The 16,216-nt window shown below is 59.0% G+C and carries 14 protein-coding genes; 10 read left to right on the top strand and 4 right to left on the bottom strand.

The annotated features are described in order from the left end of the window. Nucleotides 1-10: 10 nt before the first annotated feature. The 3 genes from GSQ81_RS05410 to GSQ81_RS05400 are packed head-to-tail and all read left to right on the top strand — an operon-like array spanning nt 11 to nt 2,786. Nucleotides 11-934 carry a family 16 glycosylhydrolase gene (locus GSQ81_RS05410; RefSeq protein WP_216846382.1) on the top strand — a complete coding sequence of 308 codons (924 nt, stop codon included), beginning with the start codon at nt 11-13 and terminating at the stop codon, nt 932-934. Next, nucleotides 931-1,398, top strand: coding sequence for an rRNA maturation RNase YbeY (gene ybeY, locus GSQ81_RS05405; RefSeq protein WP_158909637.1), 468 nt, complete (start codon nt 931-933; stop codon nt 1,396-1,398). The genes GSQ81_RS05410 and ybeY overlap by 4 nt, the downstream gene beginning before the upstream one ends. Beyond that, nucleotides 1,395-2,786, top strand: a complete 1,392-nt coding sequence (locus tag GSQ81_RS05400) for a hemolysin family protein (RefSeq protein ID WP_158909636.1) — start codon at nt 1,395-1,397, stop codon at nt 2,784-2,786. Before ybeY ends, GSQ81_RS05400 begins: the two co-directional genes overlap by 4 nt. A gap of 118 nt (nt 2,787-2,904) precedes the next feature. On the opposite strand, the gene GSQ81_RS05395 is transcribed toward GSQ81_RS05400, so the two are convergent. Both GSQ81_RS05395 and GSQ81_RS05390 read right to left on the bottom strand, forming a co-directional pair. After that, a complete protein-coding gene (locus GSQ81_RS05395; protein ID WP_121471746.1) occupies nt 2,905-3,969 on the bottom strand; it encodes a rod shape-determining protein in 1,065 nt (354 codons plus the stop codon). 85 nt (nt 3,970-4,054) lie between these two features. After that, nucleotides 4,055-5,236: an acyltransferase gene (locus GSQ81_RS05390; RefSeq protein ID WP_256369656.1), complete on the bottom strand. Its 1,182-nt coding sequence runs from the start codon at nt 5,234-5,236 to the stop codon at nt 4,055-4,057. A 105-nt stretch (nt 5,237-5,341) separates the two neighbouring features. Here GSQ81_RS05390 and ald point away from each other — a divergent pair, with 105 nt between their 5' ends. The 5 genes from ald to GSQ81_RS05365 are packed head-to-tail and all read left to right on the top strand — an operon-like array spanning nt 5,342 to nt 10,923. Continuing rightward, a complete protein-coding gene (gene ald / locus GSQ81_RS05385; RefSeq protein WP_158909634.1) occupies nt 5,342-6,457 on the top strand; it encodes an alanine dehydrogenase in 1,116 nt (371 codons plus the stop codon). A 59-nt stretch (nt 6,458-6,516) separates the two neighbouring features. Then, nucleotides 6,517-8,997 carry a PAS domain-containing sensor histidine kinase gene (locus GSQ81_RS05380; RefSeq protein WP_158909633.1) on the top strand — a complete coding sequence of 827 codons (2,481 nt, stop codon included), beginning with the start codon at nt 6,517-6,519 and terminating at the stop codon, nt 8,995-8,997. After that, nucleotides 8,994-10,382, top strand: coding sequence for a sigma-54 dependent transcriptional regulator (locus GSQ81_RS05375; RefSeq protein WP_158909632.1), 1,389 nt, complete (start codon nt 8,994-8,996; stop codon nt 10,380-10,382). The genes GSQ81_RS05380 and GSQ81_RS05375 overlap by 4 nt, the downstream gene beginning before the upstream one ends. 50 nt (nt 10,383-10,432) lie before the next feature. Next, the gene (locus tag GSQ81_RS05370; RefSeq protein WP_254060003.1) at nt 10,433-10,711 is read left to right on the top strand and encodes a hypothetical protein; all 279 of its coding nucleotides are present in this window, start codon (nt 10,433-10,435) and stop codon (nt 10,709-10,711) included. Continuing rightward, complete coding sequence (locus GSQ81_RS05365) at nt 10,708-10,923, top strand: DUF2283 domain-containing protein (protein WP_158909631.1); 216 nt, start codon at nt 10,708-10,710, stop codon at nt 10,921-10,923. Before GSQ81_RS05370 ends, GSQ81_RS05365 begins: the two co-directional genes overlap by 4 nt. Before the next feature lie 58 nt (nt 10,924-10,981). On the opposite strand, the gene era is transcribed toward GSQ81_RS05365, so the two are convergent. Next, nucleotides 10,982-12,022, bottom strand: a complete 1,041-nt coding sequence (gene era / locus GSQ81_RS05360; protein WP_158909630.1) for a GTPase Era — start codon at nt 12,020-12,022, stop codon at nt 10,982-10,984. 85 nt (nt 12,023-12,107) lie between these two features. On the opposite strand from era, the gene GSQ81_RS05355 reads away from it, so the two are divergent. Beyond that, a complete protein-coding gene (locus GSQ81_RS05355) occupies nt 12,108-13,271 on the top strand; it encodes an esterase (protein ID WP_158909629.1) in 1,164 nt (387 codons plus the stop codon). 49 nt (nt 13,272-13,320) lie between these two features. Here the strand turns inward: GSQ81_RS05355 and GSQ81_RS05350 are convergent, their stop codons facing one another. Then, nucleotides 13,321-14,340, bottom strand: coding sequence for a hypothetical protein (locus GSQ81_RS05350; RefSeq protein ID WP_158909628.1), 1,020 nt, complete (start codon nt 14,338-14,340; stop codon nt 13,321-13,323). Between the two features lie 153 nt (nt 14,341-14,493). Between GSQ81_RS05350 and GSQ81_RS05345 the strand changes: the two genes are divergently transcribed. After that, on the top strand, nt 14,494-16,215 hold the full coding sequence (locus GSQ81_RS05345) for an alpha/beta hydrolase-fold protein (RefSeq protein ID WP_158909627.1): 1,722 nt from the start codon (nt 14,494-14,496) through the stop codon (nt 16,213-16,215). The last annotated feature ends 1 nt before the right edge of the window (nt 16,216 follow it).

The following is a 16,216-nucleotide window of genomic DNA, read 5'->3' as shown; positions in this document are numbered from 1 at the left end:
TCCTTCTACGATGATCGACATCGAACCCCCAAGTACACTCTCCATCCCCGCCACCGCGCTCTCGAAGTGGAAGCCCGGTCTGATGCGGTTTCTCAGCTATGCCTGCTTCGGCTGCGCGGTTTTGCTGGTCGGCGGTTTTGCCGTGGCGCAATCGCTCGCTCCGGTTTCGCCCTCGTCCCAATGGAAACTCTCATGGAGCGACGAGTTCAATGGCGCGAAGGGATCTGCTCCCGATCGTGCGAAGTGGTCGTTCGATATAGGCGGAAACAACCCCAATAACGAACTGGAGAGTTACACCAGCCGTCTGGCAAACGTGCAGCAGAAGAATGGCGATCTGATTATTACGGCGCGGAAAGAGAACTTTACTGGGACTGATGGCGTTGCCCGTCAATATACCTCGGCCCGTCTTCGGACGAAGGGCCTGTTCTCGCAGACATACGGGCGTTTCGAGGCCAGCATCAAGCTGCCTTTGGGCAAAGGCATCTGGCCCGCTTTCTGGATGCTGGGCGATGACATCGATTCGTCAGGCTGGCCGAAGTGCGGTGAGATCGACATCTTCGAGAACATCGGCGAGCCTTCCATCAGCTACAGCACTCTCCATGGGCCCGGCTACAGCGGAGCGCATGGCATCTCGGCGAAGTTTCCTTTGCCTGCCGGAGAGGCCGTCAATATCGGCTTTCACCTCTATGCAGTGGAGTGGGCGCCGAATGACATCAAGTTCTTTCTCGACGACAAGCTCGTCGCTGAACGCACGCCAGCCGATCTCCCCGCAGGGACGACGTGGGTCTACGACCATCCGTTCTTCATCATTCTGAACGTCGCCGTGGGCGGTGCATGGCCGGGAGATCCGGACGCAACCACGAAGTTTCCGCAGAAGATGCTGGTCAACTACGTCCGCGTCTACACCCGCTCCGGGGAAAGCCAGGCCCGATGATCAACATCGACCATTCCGATGCTGCGGAGCTTTCGAAGTCCGGCCTGACGCGTTTTTTCAACCGCGCTCGCGAAGCAGTTGGATTGCACGGCGAAGTCGAAGTTCTGTTGGCCGACGATGCCACGCTGCGCAGCCTGAACAAGACCTTTCGCCATAAGAACAAGGCCACCGATGTGCTCAGTTTTCCGGCAGCCGAAAATCCCTATGGCCATGCTGGCGATCTGGCAATTTCGCTCGATACCGCTGCTCGTCAGGCCGCGGCCTTTGGCCACACGTTGCGCGATGAGGTTCGCATCCTGCTGCTGCATGGGTTGCTGCACCTCTCCGGGATGGACCACGAGACGGACAAGGGCGAGATGGCCGCCCGCGAGGCCGAGCTTCGGCACGAGCTGCGTCTGCCCGTCACACTGATCGAGCGTGTGTCTTCAATAAAGAAGCGAGTGAACCACGGGAGGAGAGCATGACTCCTCTTTACTTCCTCATCTTCGCCGTGCTGCTGGTGATCCTGACGCTGGCCGCGTATGTGGACCGCGTCTACTCGGAGATGGGCAAGTTTCTCGCCCGCGAATATCAGGACAACATCGATGTGTGGGAAGAGTTCGTCGAGCCGAAGCTGCGGCTGGGGCGCGAGTCGGTCGCGCTGTCCGCCTCCGTCCTGCGCCAGCTCAGCGTGGCTGCCATTGCGCTGGTGATGGGGCTGCGGCTCTATACCACTACGCCTCTGCGGCCAACGCTTGCGCGCAGCCCCAGCGGGTCGGAGATTGCGCTGGCGATCTTCGAGATCATCCTGCTGATCCTCATCTTCGACCGGTTGTTGCCGCAAATCCTCTTTACCCGCACCCGCGGCCTGTGGATCGCTCGCATTCGTTATCTCTTGCAGGCGCTGTTTTATCTCATTCTTCCGGTCACGCTGCTGCTGGGGCTGCTGCTCTCGATTGCCGCGCTGGCCGAGCCGGAGGACGCGCAGGAAGAAGAACATCCATCCGAGGCGATGGAGGCGCTGCTCGAAGCCGGAGAGGAAGAGGGCATCCTCGAAGAATCGGACCGCGAACTGGTGCGCTCGGTCGTCGAGTTCGGTGACAAGGTGGTGCACGAGGTGATGACGCCGCGCCCGGAGATCTTCGCCGTCCCCGGCAGCATGAGCCTTGAGCGCTTTACCGACGAGATTGCCAAGCACGTCTTCTCGCGGGTGCCGGTGTACTCCAACTCGCTCGATAACATTACCGGCATCATCTTCGCGCACGACCTGCTGCAGATTCCAGACAGCGAGGCCGGTGCTCGCAGAGTGGCCCAGTTGCAGCGCCCTGCGGCCTTTGTGCCGGAGACAAAGAGGGTCGCCGAGCTGCTGCGTGAGATGCAGCGCGAGAAGCAGCACATGAGCATCGTTATCGACGAATACGGTGGGGTGGCAGGGTTGGTCACGATCGAAGACCTGATCGAAGCCATCGTGGGCGAGATCGCCGACGAGCACGATGAGCCCGAGGAGGACGACACGCCCATCCGCGAATCGGACGGCTCCTACATTGTCTCGGGCAGCTTCGAGATATCGCGGCTGCGCGACCTCTTTGCCGACCAGTTCGAGCCGTCGACGCGGCCTGCCGAGGGCATCGAGTCCACAGATTCCGAGGAGTTTACCTCGCGCGACACCAAAGATGATCCAACCGCTCTACGCTTGCCGGAGCACTATGAGTCCACGACACTCGGCGGCCTGGTCTCGGAGATGGCGGGGCATATTCCGCTACCGGGCGAAGTCGTCGAAGAAGATGGTTTGCGATTGGAAGTCTTGGCCAGCACCGACCGGCGCATCGACCGCATTCGCGTCAGCCTGACTCATCCACCTGCGGCGAATTAGTTGTTCGGACTACAAAAAGCTGAAGCTCGAATTACTGGTTTCGGGGAAGAAACCCATGTCCGCAAAAGCCGGACATGGGGCACCCGCTGACGTGCCCCACTTTGATTTTAAGAACGAATTAGTCGATGGAAATCTTCCGCAGCAGCTTGAAGTCGGAGAGCATCTTTCCTGTCCCAAGGACGACGGAGCACAACGGGTCGTCGGCGATGGATACAGGAAGGCCGGTCTCCTCGCGGATGCGTTTGTCGAGGTTTTTGATGAGCGCGCCTCCGCCGGTGAGGACGATGCCGCGGTCGGAGATATCTGCCGACAACTCGGGCGGAGTCCGTTCCAGGGCCACGCGAATCGCGTTGATGATGGTCGAGATGGATTCGCTGAGCGCTTCGCGAATCTCGGAATCTTCGATGGTGATGGTCTTGGGAACTCCCTCGATGAGGTTACGGCCTTTGACCTCCATCTCAATCGGCTTGTCCAGAGGGAATGCCGAACCCAGCGAAATTTTGATCTGCTCGGCAGTACGCTCGCCGATCAGCAGGTTGTACTTTCGCTTGAGATAGGTCATCACGGCTTCGTCCATCTGGTTGCCGGCCATGCGCACAGAGCGCGAATAGACGATGCCCGCCAGTGAGATGACCGCAATGTCTGTAGTCCCGCCGCCGATATCGACGACCATATTTCCGCCCGGTTCCGTAATGGGAAGACCGGCGCCGATGGCGGCGACCATGGCCTGTTCCACCAAGTGAACTTCGCTGGCCTTGGCGCGGTAGGCCGAGTCCATGACGGCGCGCTTTTCCACCTGCGTAATCTCGCTGGGGACGCCGATGACGATGCGCGGATGCACCATCATCTTGCGGTTATGCGCCTTCTGGATGAAGTAGTTCAGCATCTTCTCGGTATGCCGGAAGTCGGCGATGACGCCGTCCTTCATCGGTTTGATGGCGACGATGTTGCCTGGCGTGCGGCCCAGCATCTCCTTGGCCTCTTTGCCGACGGCCTCGACCTCGTTGGTGATCTTGTTCACCGCGATGATCGATGGCTCGTTGACGATAATGCCTTTGCCATGCGCGTACACCAGCGTATTTGCCGTGCCGAGATCGATGGCCAGGTCGCTCGAAAAGAGGCTGAAGAGGGACCGCATATTGTGTATGCGCGAATATCGCATCTGAAAGCTGTTTGAAGACATAGATTTTCGGAGTTCGTTTCCTGAAAAGAGACTATCAGTAGTGTAATCCACTGTGTTAAAGCAATCGGCCAGGAGGCTGTGAGCTTTAGGCTCTTATGTGCTGTTTGTTCCGAATTGGTTTTTTTACCAGTCCCAATTTGATCTCGATCCAGCGGCGAACGCTGTCGGTCTGGAATTCCGTGACAGAGGCAACCAGATACGCATAGAGCATCGTGATCGCAAGAATTCCGAGACCTTTTAAAATATGTGGCGCGTTCGGGACCCAACGACGGTCGCCTAAGAATAAGGCCGTCAAAAGAATGACAAAGGGAACATGCACAACATAAAGCGTGTAAGAGGAGCGTGCCAACGATCGGGAGACACGAGCAAAGACAGCTTTTTCCTCCGTGCGGCCCGTTGCCGACAGCATCACCCAGAGAAAGGCAAATGTAGCGATTCCGAAGAGGTAGTCCGAAAAAAGGCCGGGGATTCCATGTGCTTTGGCCAAGATAAATGCAAGCGGAGAGTACAAAATCGCAACCCAAATACGGGCGCGATTGCCCAGGCGTGGCGGCGGTAGAAGTGCCAATACGGTTCCGAACAGCCATACCGGAAAAAGCAACAGAATGCCGTGACGCACAAACCAGGCAATCCCTAAGAAGAGGACTGCGGAGATAATCCGCTGTGGCAACGCAAACTGCCGACGCAGAGCCACAAGTCCCAGCGGGAAGAGCAGGTAGTACCAGAACTCATTGGCAAGAGACCAGAGAGCGCTGTCCGAGCCAAAGATTGGAACAAGCAGGGACTGAAGGAAGAAGAGATTCCCGAAAAATACGTGGACAGATAAAGTGTGGTGAACGTCTCCGGTAAGGTGATTCGCTACCCGTCCGCTGTAGAGTAACGGAGCCAGATGGGAATGAAGGCCAACGTGGTCCCAGAGGGTGCAGAGCAACAGGCCTGGAATCAATACGACCCACAGGCGCACGATACGGTGGGTTAGATAGGCTTTCCAGCTCCACTGCCCACGCGCGAGCATACGGAAGACGCTGCCACTGATCAAATACCCGCTTAGTACAAAAAAGATGACGACCGCCTGGTGACCTGCAGAGCTTAGAGCATAGGGCAGAATGAGCATCAACTTATGTGCGGTCAATTGCGGATAATCGATGAATAACAGGTTTCTCCAGTGTTCGAGCAGCACAAGCAGCGCGGCGAGACCACGAAGCAGATCAAGAAGAACGGATGCGGTGGTGTCCTTGAATGCGGGTTTTTCGATAGTCACGGCCATGGGGAGTTGGTAATGCTGCCTTCCGGCTAGTGTACGAGAAACCCGGCTGGCGGGTTACTCGTATGTGATGTAGATACAATCAAAAGCAGAGCGTGGAGGCGAAAGATGATCATTGGCGTCCCCAAAGAGGTAAAGGACCACGAGAGCCGTGTCGGTGTAACGCCCGCAGGCGTCAAAGCCCTGGTCGAGGCCGGCCATAAACTCCTGGTGGAGCATGATGCTGGCGCTCTTTCCGCGATGCCCGACGACGAATATCAGGCTGCCGGAGCCGAGATCGTGGGCTCCGCGCACGACGTCTGGCGGCTCGCCGAGATGGTCGTCAAGGTCAAGGAGCCGGTTGAAAAGGAATATCGGCACTTCCGCGAAGATCTCGTCCTCTTCACCTATCTCCATCTCGCACCGCTCATCGGGCTTACCGACGCCCTGCTCGCCAGCCGGGTCACGGGCATCGCTTATGAGACCGTTCGCGACCGCAGTGGCGGCCTGCCGCTGTTGACGCCCATGAGCGAAGTAGCCGGTCGCATGTCCGTCCAGGTCGGCGCTGCCTATCTCGAAAAAGAGCGTGGCGGACGCGGTGTTCTGCTGGGCGGAGTTCCCGGCGTCCCTCCCGGCAACGTCTGCATCATCGGCGGCGGCATCGTTGGAACCAACGCCGCGAAGATCGCCCTCGGCATGGGGGCAAAGGTCACGCTGATCGATCTGAACCTGAACCGCTTGCGCGAGTTGGATGACATCTTCAATGGCCGCGTCTTCACCGTGGCCTCCAACAGCTACAACATCGAGCGTGCCGTCTGCAAGGCCGACCTGGTCATCGGCGGGGTCCTCATTCCCGGTGCGGCAGCGCCCAAGATCGTCACCCGCGCCATGGTCGAAAAGATGAAGAAGGGCGCGGTCATTGTCGATGTAGCCATCGACCAGGGCGGATGCATCGAGACCGCTCATCCCACCACGCACAGCGATCCGTCCTACGAGGTCAATGGCGTCGTCCATTACTGCGTCACCAACATGCCTGCCGCGGTGCCGAATACCTCTACCCTTGCCCTCACCAACGCGACCTTTCCCTACGTGCTGAAACTGGCCCGCCTGGGGGCCAGGGCCGCCATCGGCGAAGACAAGGGAATTGCGGAGGGGGTCAACACCTATAACGGCATTCTGACCTACGCCGCCGTGGCGACCGCCCAGAAGCGGGATTGGCAGCCCGTCTCGACGTTGGTGAACTAGACATAGACAGAAAGCAAGAACGTTCGCTGCCTATAATCAGGTCAGTGAGGAGCACGGCCATGCCCACCAACCCAAATCGGCGAAAGCTTCTGATCATCGCTCTTGGTGCGTGCTTCTTTGTGCTGCTGGTAGCGCTCATCACGCTCAACGCTTTTAATTCGCCGCGGCTTCCGCACCCTGTCAACCTCGAGCAAATCTTCATGTTCACGGGACTGTCGATCGTAGCGTTCCTGCTCTTCGTCGTCATCCTTGTGCTGCTGGTCCGCAACATGCTCAAGCTCTATGCGGACCAGCGCAGCCGTGTCATGGGATCACGCCTGCGCACGCGGATGCTCTGGGGCGCGGTGCTGGTGAGCTTCCTGCCCATCGCCTTCATGTTCGCCTTCAGCTATCTGCTGATGAACCGTGCCGTCGATCGCTGGTTTTCGCAGCCGGTGACGCAGATGCGCGACGATAGCAACCACATGGCGCTCGCGCTTGCCCAGTACACCACGGCCAACGCCCGCGTTGAGGCGGACTCCATTGCATCGAGCATTCCTGCTGCCGCTATCGAGTCAAGGCCAACCACGCAACCTGCTCGCCGTCAGGTGCGGCATCCACGCCGGGGAACGGCACGTCCCGCTCCGCATCAGGCGACAGCCACCCCAGCGAAGCCAACGTCGCGGCAAGACCATGAGACCATCGACAACATTCTGCGCCAGCATGAGGGCACGCTGCAGAACGGATTCGCCATCGTCTACCGCGATGGCCGCGCCGTGGCCAGCTTCCAAATGCCCCAGCGAGACGGCGCGACCGCCGAGGTAAAGCCGTGGCTGCCGGAGTCGTCCGCGGATGAAAATGGGTCTGCTCTCGCCGCACATGCTCCGCGCACTATCCCCACCGACGCCGCGATTCTCGCTGCGGCCCAGCGCAGTGACGCCCCTATTTTTTCGCTTGGCCAGACCGATTACGCGCTTGCAGCTACGACAGTCCAGCGGGGCAATACCGTCGTCGTCGGTTTGCCCATGCCCTTCGGCATGGCGGCGACGATGGCCAATCTTCGCAGAGAGGCCGATGCCTACTGGGTGCTCTTCCGGGAGCGCCGCCAGATTCGAAATCTCTACATGAGTCTTCTGCTCATGATGACGATCCTCGCCCTCTTCGCCTCCAGTTGGCTGGCGCTTCACATCTCCAAGCAGGTCACGCGGCCCGTAGAAGCACTGGGCGATGCGATGGAGGCCATCGCCGCCGGAGACTATGCCCATCGCGTCGACGAAGGAGCCACCGAAGAACTGGGTGAACTCGTTCGCAGCTTCAACCACATGGCCGCTGATCTTGAAGGCAGCCGCCGCGCCGTCGAGCACTCCACGGTGCAGCTCAGTGCAGCCAACGCCGCGCTCGAGGGCCGCCGCAGCGAGCTTGAGACGATGCTCGAGACCATCCCCAATGGCGTCGCTACGCTCGACGCCGACCGCCGCATCGTCCTCACCAACCGCGCCCTCAGCGAGATGATGGACCCCGGTGGCCAGCGTCCCTTCCTTGGCCGCGTCATCGAAGAGGTCTTCCCACCCGAGGTCGCCGATGTCATCGACCACCTCATCAAGCGCAGCCACCGCATGGGCTCTGCCTCAAGCGAGATGGAGATCGCGGGCATCGGCAACGACAGGTTCGGTGGAAGCCTCAACCTGCTCGCCACCGTCGCTCTGCTCGAAACCCCCGGCACGCACGACCGCATGAGCCGCGAACATCGCGGCTACGTTGTTGTGCTCGAAAATGCGACCGAACTCCTTCGCGCCCAGAAGCAGTCCGCGTGGAAGGAGGTCGCCCGCCGCGTCGCCCATGAGATTAAAAATCCTCTCACTCCCATCAGCCTGAGCGCCGAGCAGATTCACCGCCACATCGACCGACTCGCCACGACGCTCGCTGACCACAACATCGAGTCGCCATCGCCCGCCGTCATCCGTCGCTGCAGCGAGGTCATCAGCTCCTCGGTCGAAAGCATGAGGTCGCTGGTTGATCAGTTCGCGGCGCTGGCAGAATTCCCCACAGCGCGCCCTCGTCCCGCCGACCTCAACACCATCGTCGAAAATGCGCTGGCCCTCTTCGCCGGGCGGATGCAGAACATCACCATCGTAAAAAAGATGCCCTCCGGCCTGCCGCTCGTGATGGCCGATCCCGAAGCGCTCAAGCGCGCCCTCGGCAACCTCATCGACAACGCCGCCGAGGCTATGCAGCAGAGCCTGCTCCGCGAACTCCGCATCTGCACCGGGCAGCTTGAAAACGGCATGGTCGAGCTCTCCATCGCCGACACCGGCACCGGCCTCACCGACGACATGCGCGAGCGCCTCTTCCTCCCTTACTTCTCCACCAAGCAGCGCGGCACCGGCCTCGGCCTCGCCATCGCCGCCAAGATCATTCAGGAGCACCAGGGAACCATTCGCGCCGAAAAGAATTTTCCCGCCGGGGCGAAATTCACCATCGAACTGAGAGCAGCAGTCAGCGCCGACAGCGAATTAGAACTCCCCAGCACCACCGCCAACGGCCACGGAGGCCCTGCTTGAACCACGTCCTTATCGTCGATGACGAAGCCGAGATCCGCGAATCGCTTCAGAGCATCCTGCGCGAAGAGGGCTACCTGGTCACCACCAGCGCCACCGCGGGCGAGGCGCTCGAACTGCTACGCGACGCGGCTTACGATGTCGTTCTGCTCGACATCTGGCTGCCTGATCGCGACGGTCTCGAAACCCTCGCCGAGATTCGCACGCTCGATCGCGCCAACGTTCCCGAGGTCGTCATCATCAGCGGCCACGGGACGATTGAGGCGGCTGTGCGCGCCACAAAACTCGGCGCCTACGACTTCCTCGAAAAGCCGCTCTCGCTCGACCGCACCCTCATCGTCCTGAAGAACGCGATGAAGGCGCGCCAGATGCGCGAGGACAACGAAGAGTTCTCGCGCCAACTCGCGGTGAAGGGAACTGTCACCGGCCAGAGCGTTCCCATGAAGGCGCTGCGCCAGCAGATCAAGCTGATGGCTCCCACCAACGGCCGCGTTCTCATCTTCGGCGAATCCGGCACCGGCAAAGAGCTCATCGGCCGCGCCATGCACGCCGAAAGCCTACGCAAAGAGCGTCCCTTCGTCGAGCTCAACTGCGCCGCCATCCCCGAGGACTACATCGAAAGCGAGCTCTTCGGCTACCGTCACGGAGCCGTACCCGCCGGAACCAGCGGCCCACAGGAAAAGAAGGGCACCTTCGAGCGCGCCGACGGAGGAACTCTCTTCCTCGACGAAGTAGGCGACATGAGCCTCAAGACGCAGGCCAAGGTGCTCCGCGCTCTCGACGAGCAGCGGTTCCTCCCCGTCGGAGCCTCACATCCTATCCACGTCGATGTCCGCGTCATCGCCGCAACCAACAAAGATCTCGAAGAAGAGATAGCCCGCGGCAACTTCCGCGAAGACCTCTTCTACCGCCTCAACGTCATTCCGTTCTTCGTGCCGCCGCTGCGCGATCGCAAAGAAGACATTCCCTTGCTCGTCAAAGAATTTCTACAGGAGTTCGGCCAGCAATATGGCCGACCTCACGTCGAGATGACCGAAGACGCCCTCACCGCGCTTCGCCAATACCACTGGCCCGGCAACGTGCGCGAACTGCGCAATCTCGTCGAACGCGTCCTCATCCTCAACCCCAAAACGCAACGCATCGAGCGCAAGCATCTGCCCATGCTCGTCTATCGAGGCCCCGGCAAGCTAACAGAATCAGGCCGCCTCAACCGTGGCGAAGAGTTCTCCTCGCTGCTCGAAGCACGCGAGGCCTACGAGCGCGACTACATCCTGAAGAAGCTCGATGAAAACCACGGCAACGTAAGCCGCACCGCAGAATCGCTCGGCCTCGAGCGCAGCCACCTCTACCGCAAGATGAAGACCCTCGGTGTCAGCGTCAAGGAGTGAGGGCGACATTGTCCGCTAAGTAAGTCAATCTGCGAATAGAACGAGCTATCATGTCCTCAGAGGGTAACCATGCTGGCAACGACCAGATGAAGACAACAGCATATTTCCGCGAACAAGTGCTCCGCAAGCGGGTTTATCTGAAATCGGATTGGTGCATTGCGGTACTCGCCGACTACGTTGCACGCGAGACACAACAGGATGGGCGCATTCGCTTCTGGGGATACATTGAAGAGTTGAACGGCAAGGCGCTTCGAGTTGTTACTCTCGAAGATGGCGAAACAGTTCACAATGCGTTTCCCGATAGCGGTTTTGCACGGAGGAAAAGATGAAGCTTCATTACTACGAAGACACTGACTCGCTGTACATCGATCTGGCTGCATCAGTAAGTGCTGATTCACAGGAGATCGCCGATGGACTCGTCATCGATTACGATGACGCCGGTCAGGTCGTCGGAATCGATATTCAACATGCGTCGCAGCGATTGGACCTGACGAAGATAGAGACGGATCACCTGCCCATTCCTGCTAGGAAAATCGCGTAGAGAAAAGAATCAGAAGGAATCTTCCCGGCTCATCCGCCGCTCTGTGTAAAGAGATTCCTTACGCTTTCTCCTCGCCCATCTGCTTTTCGGCAATCTCTTCCAACTGCCGCCGCCAGTCGAGGTCTTCCACAAAACCACGCGAGCTGCGCCACTCCTCCTGCACCTTCACGAACAGCTCCAGAAATACCCGCGTTCCGAGCAGCCCTTCGATATCCTTGCGCGCCGTTGTGCCGATCCGCTTGAGCATCTCGCCTTGCTTGCCGATCAGGATGGCCTTCTGCCCCGTCCGCTCGCAGAAAATTGCCGCGGCGATCTTCGTCACCGGCAGCTTGCCGTCCTTCATCTTCTTCAGCGAGGCCGGTTCCTCATACCGCTCAATCACCACGGCGGTCGCATAGGGAACTTCCTCTCCCGTCAGCATCAGAATCTTCTCGCGAATCAGCTCTGCAACTAGAAATCTCTCCGGCTGATCGGTCAACTGGTGCTTCGGGAAGTACCGCTGCCCCTCCTTCAACTGCCCGACAATCTTCTCCAGCAGCAGCTCCAGCCCTTCCTTCTTCCTTGCTGAAATCAGCACCACTTCGGCGAAGTCATGCAGAGAGCTCCAGTGCGCGATCAGCGGCAGCAGCTCTTCCTTCTTCACCGCATCGATCTTGTTCAGCACAAGGATCACCGGGCACTCCAGCTTCTTCACCAGCGACAGCGCAAAGTCATCCTCGGCGGCGCTCATCGCCATCCGCCCGGTCGTCTTCCCCGAAGCAGTCTTCGCCAGCCGGTGCGTCACGTCCACAATGAAAAGCACGGCATCGCGCGACTCCAGCGCATCATGCACCTCCTGCATCATGCGTTTATCGAGCTGCGTCTCCGGCTTATGCACCCCCGGCGTATCCACCAGCACCACCTGCGCCGCCGGATGCCCCGGCTCACCCTTGGCCTTCTTCTTCAGCGGAACCTCGAGCACGCCATGAATCCGCGTCCGCGTCGTCTGCGGCTTATGGGTCACAATGGCGAGCTTCTGACCAAGCAGGGCATTCAGTAAAGTGGATTTGCCGGCATTAGGCCGGCCAATGATGGAGACGAAACCAGAACGGAAGGGCATGACTCAATTATGCGCTGTCCGCCGCAATCCGCCCGTCTGCAAATCGATCCTTGTCAAAACATCAATCTCAGCTACACTGACGCGCATGACGAATTATTCTCTGGCACGCGCATTGAAAGCCACTCAAGCCTTTGCTCTCCTGATCACCCTGTCTGCGACCGCCCTCCTTGCCGCTCAGGTTCCCGCCTTTACACCTGCCACTGAGATCCAGCCCGATCACACCGTCACCTTCCGTTACAAGGACGACGGAGCCACCACTGTTCTGCTAGGTCTCGAAGGCGCCGCCAAGCCCACGCCCATGACCAAGGACGGCAAGGGAATCTGGACGCTCACGACCAAGCCTTTGGCACCGGAGATCTACGGCTACCACTTCGAGGTGGACGGCCAGCCTCGCCTCGACCTCTCCAACGTCACCATCACGCCCAACCTGGTGAATCTTTCGAATCTGCTTACCGTTCCCGGCGATGCTCCCGAACCATGGGACGACACTGCGGTCCCTCACGGCACGCTGCACCACCACGTCTACACCACATCTACCGTAGTCGGCCTTCCCGGCAACCAGAGCGATTATTACGTCTACACCCCGCCCGGCTATGATGCGAAGGCCAAGACCCCGTACCCCGTGCTTTATCTCCTCCACGGCTGGTCCGATGGCGCGGTTGGCTGGTCGGCTGTAGGCAAGGCGAACTACATCTTCGACAACCTCCTTGCCCAAGGCAAGATCAAGCCCATGATTGTCGTCATGCCGTTCGGCTACGGCGATACCTCCTTCGTCTATAGCGGCTTCGGTGTCTGGCAGGACCCTGCGGTGGTCGCGCATAACACCGCTCTTTTCACCCAGACGCTGCTCACCGAGGTCCTTCCCCGCGTCGAATCCGAATACAACGTCTCGAACAAGCGTGAGGACCGCGCCATCACCGGCCTCTCCATGGGCGGCCTCGAATCTCTCAGCATCGGCCTCAGCCATCCCGACATGTTTGCATGGGTGGGCGGCTTCAGCGCCGCAGACCACAACCTCGATTACCAGACGCAGCTTGCCTCGCTCAACCCAAAGACAGCGGACCTGCGCCTGCTGTGGATTGCCTGTGGGACGGAAGACTCGCTCATCAAGGCCAATCGCAGATTTAGCGCGTGGCTCAAGACTAAAGACATGCCGGTCACCGAGATCGAGACGCCGGGCCTGCACACCTGGCTGGTCTGGCGCGACAACCTTACCCACTTCGCCCCGCTCCTCTTCCAACCGAAATAGTCGAGTCACACAAATTCGGATTACGAGAGAAGTAGTTTACACAGCACGATTACTTGTTGTACGGGTACTCCTGAACCCAATGGAATCCTTTTGTTGTGAGAGAAGAAGCAGGCGATGGAGTGTCCCTCAGAAGATACCGTCCAACTGCCGAGTAGATCGTCTGACTCAAAAAGATCGCGATAACCATGATCTTCAAAATCAAGGCCACACGTCGAACTCGATCACTCCTGAAGAACGGTTCGCGGAGGTCTGAAGGAGGAGCAGGAAGGTTCAAAAGAAAGATGCCAAGTAGCCTTCGAGTTTCAGGCAATATCAGGAATACAGAGAGTAGAAGCAGATTGAGTGAGTAGAGTTTTACCGGGACGTCGTAGCAGAAATTCAACGCGACGACATTAAGCAGAACAGCAAACGCTATCAGCGACCCCAGCAATGCCGTCCGCCGAAAAAGGAGCAAGACGGCGGGCAGAAGCTCCGCGCAGCCACTGAAGACCGTATAGGGCGTTGAGAACGCCATAAAATTCCAGAGCAGCGCCATAGGTGACGATTGTCCGTAAGTTTCGGCCAGTTGATGGCTCCCTAGATATCCGAATTGCGTGGGAATAATCTTTGCGAAGGCATAGCCGAAGAGCACGAAAGCAAGTGCGTAACGTGCCAACACCCGCAGCCAGCCATGAAGCCGAATGTAGTGCAGCCTGTGTCGATCGAATCCCGCCCAAACCGCGCTTGCTATCAACGCAAGAATGGCGATCAGCGCCTGATGAATGTACGCGAGCGCCGTATCGCCGCTGCCCGTAGGGTGGGGAAGGGATTGCAGTGCATTAAGGTTGAAGACAGAAATACCGATTATTCCGTCAATTAGATTCCAGAGACTTCGATACCAATTTAGCGGCAGTCTTGTCCCGGGTATCATTTCAAGCACAAGCGGTGTGTAGTAGAGAACGATATAGCAGAACGCAAGACGGAAAAGGATTCGTTCGGAACGACGCCATGACAAATCCTCCGGCTTTCCTGACGATGGACCCAACCCGGTCATAGCTTCCCTTCGTAGTTCGTAGGTATTTCGATTCATGCCTTAGCTAATCCCCATCACCATCGGCCATTTGCATCAGTTTATGCAACTCGGAAATCATAGTGCGAAAAGTGAGGTTTTAAGACAGTTAGCACTGTCGCGGAACCTACCTGCTATCCTGAGCCCTCGAAATCATCCGCCCGAGGCACAACCATGCGCTCCGTCCTGACCCTCGCCGCCGCTCTCCTCTTCGCTTCTCCCGCCTTCGCGCAGCGCATCGAAGTCACCATCCCCGCCACTGCACCTCTCACTGGCCATCTCATCCTGGTCATTACAAAGAAGGCTGGCAAAGACGAACCCGAGCCGCGCATGCAGCTCGAGGAGACCTACACCTCCGCACAGGGCTTCGGCGTTGATGTAACGGGCCTCGCTCCCAACAAGCCCATCACCATCGATGACAAGACGATCGGCTATCCGCGAAGATCGCTCACCGATCTCGACCCCGGCGACTACACCGTTCAGGCCGTCTTCAATGTCTACGAGCAGTTCCACCTCGCCTCCGGTAAGACTCTCTGGCTGCCGCCCGACAAGGGCGAAGGGCAGCACTGGAACCTCAAGCCCGGCAATCCCTACAACACTCCGGTTAAGCTACATATCGACCCGAAGTCGAACGCCACCCTCAAGCTCACCCTCGATAAAGTCATCCTGCCCATCGCAGGCACGGACAAAGATCCCGAAGTCATCGCTGCCAAAGAGCCCGGCGCAAAGTGGCTCAAGTACGTTCATTTCCGCAGCGAAAAGCTAGGCAAGTTTTGGGGCCGCGACATGTACCTCGGCGCATGGGTGCTTTTACCCGACGGATTCGACTCCCACCCCGACGCCCACTACCCCCTCATCGTCTATCAGGACCACTTCCACGCTGGCTTTGCCGCTCCCGTCCCCTTCGTCACTACCTCTCCAGCGGCCACCGCAGGACATGCTAATTTTCGCAATGCGGCTGGCTACAGGTTCTTTCAGGACTGGACCGCTGGACGTCTCCCCCGCGTCATCCTTATCTACGTCCAAAGCGCCAACCCTTACTACGACGACTCCTACAATGTAGACTCCGCCAACGTAGGCCCTTACGGCTCCGCGATCAACGAAGAGTTAATCCCCGCCATCGAGCAAAAATATCGCGGAATCGGCCAGGGCTGGGCCCGCGCTACCTTCGGCGGCAGCACCGGAGGGTGGGAGTCGCTTGCTACCCAGGTCTTCTACCCCGACATGTACAACGGCACCTACACCGCCTGCCCCGATCCGGTTAACTTCCACGCCTATCAGAATGTAGATCTCTATAACGACAGCAACGCCTTTGTCCGCCGCGGCGACTTCGGCGAGATGCCCATTGCCTCCGACCGCAAGCCTGACGGCTCCATCATTGCCGACACCGGAGGCAGTTACCGCTACGAGTACGTCCTCGGCACTCACGGCCGCTCCACCGACCAGTGGGGCATCTGGCAGGCCGTCTTCTCGCCCGCAGGCTCCGATGGCTACCCCAAAGACGTCATCGACCCCCTCACCGGCACCATCGACAAGTCCACCGTGGCCTACTGGCACGATCACTACGACCTCACCGCCATCATGCAGCGCGACTGGCCAACGCTGGGCCCCAAGCTCGAAGGCAAGCTCCACCTCGCCGTAGGTGATGGCGACACGTACTTCCTCAACAACGCCGTTCACCTGTTGCAGTCCACGCTCGACGACACCCGCAACCCCCACTCCGACGCGACCTTTCAATATGGCCCAGGCATGCCTCACTGCTACACCGGAGGCCCCACGGAGTACACCATGGAGGAGAATCGCGACACCTGGGCGCAGCGCGTCATCCCGCAGATGGTCGAGCACATGTTAAAGACCGCCCCGCCCGGAGCCGACACCAAAAGCTGGCGTTATTGAC

Origin of the sequence: Granulicella sp. L56, assembly GCF_009765835.1 — a bacterium.
Lineage (GTDB): Bacteria > Acidobacteriota > Terriglobia > Terriglobales > Acidobacteriaceae > Edaphobacter.
Note: the sequence above shows the minus strand (reverse complement) of the source record. Positions and strands in the feature narration are given on the sequence as shown.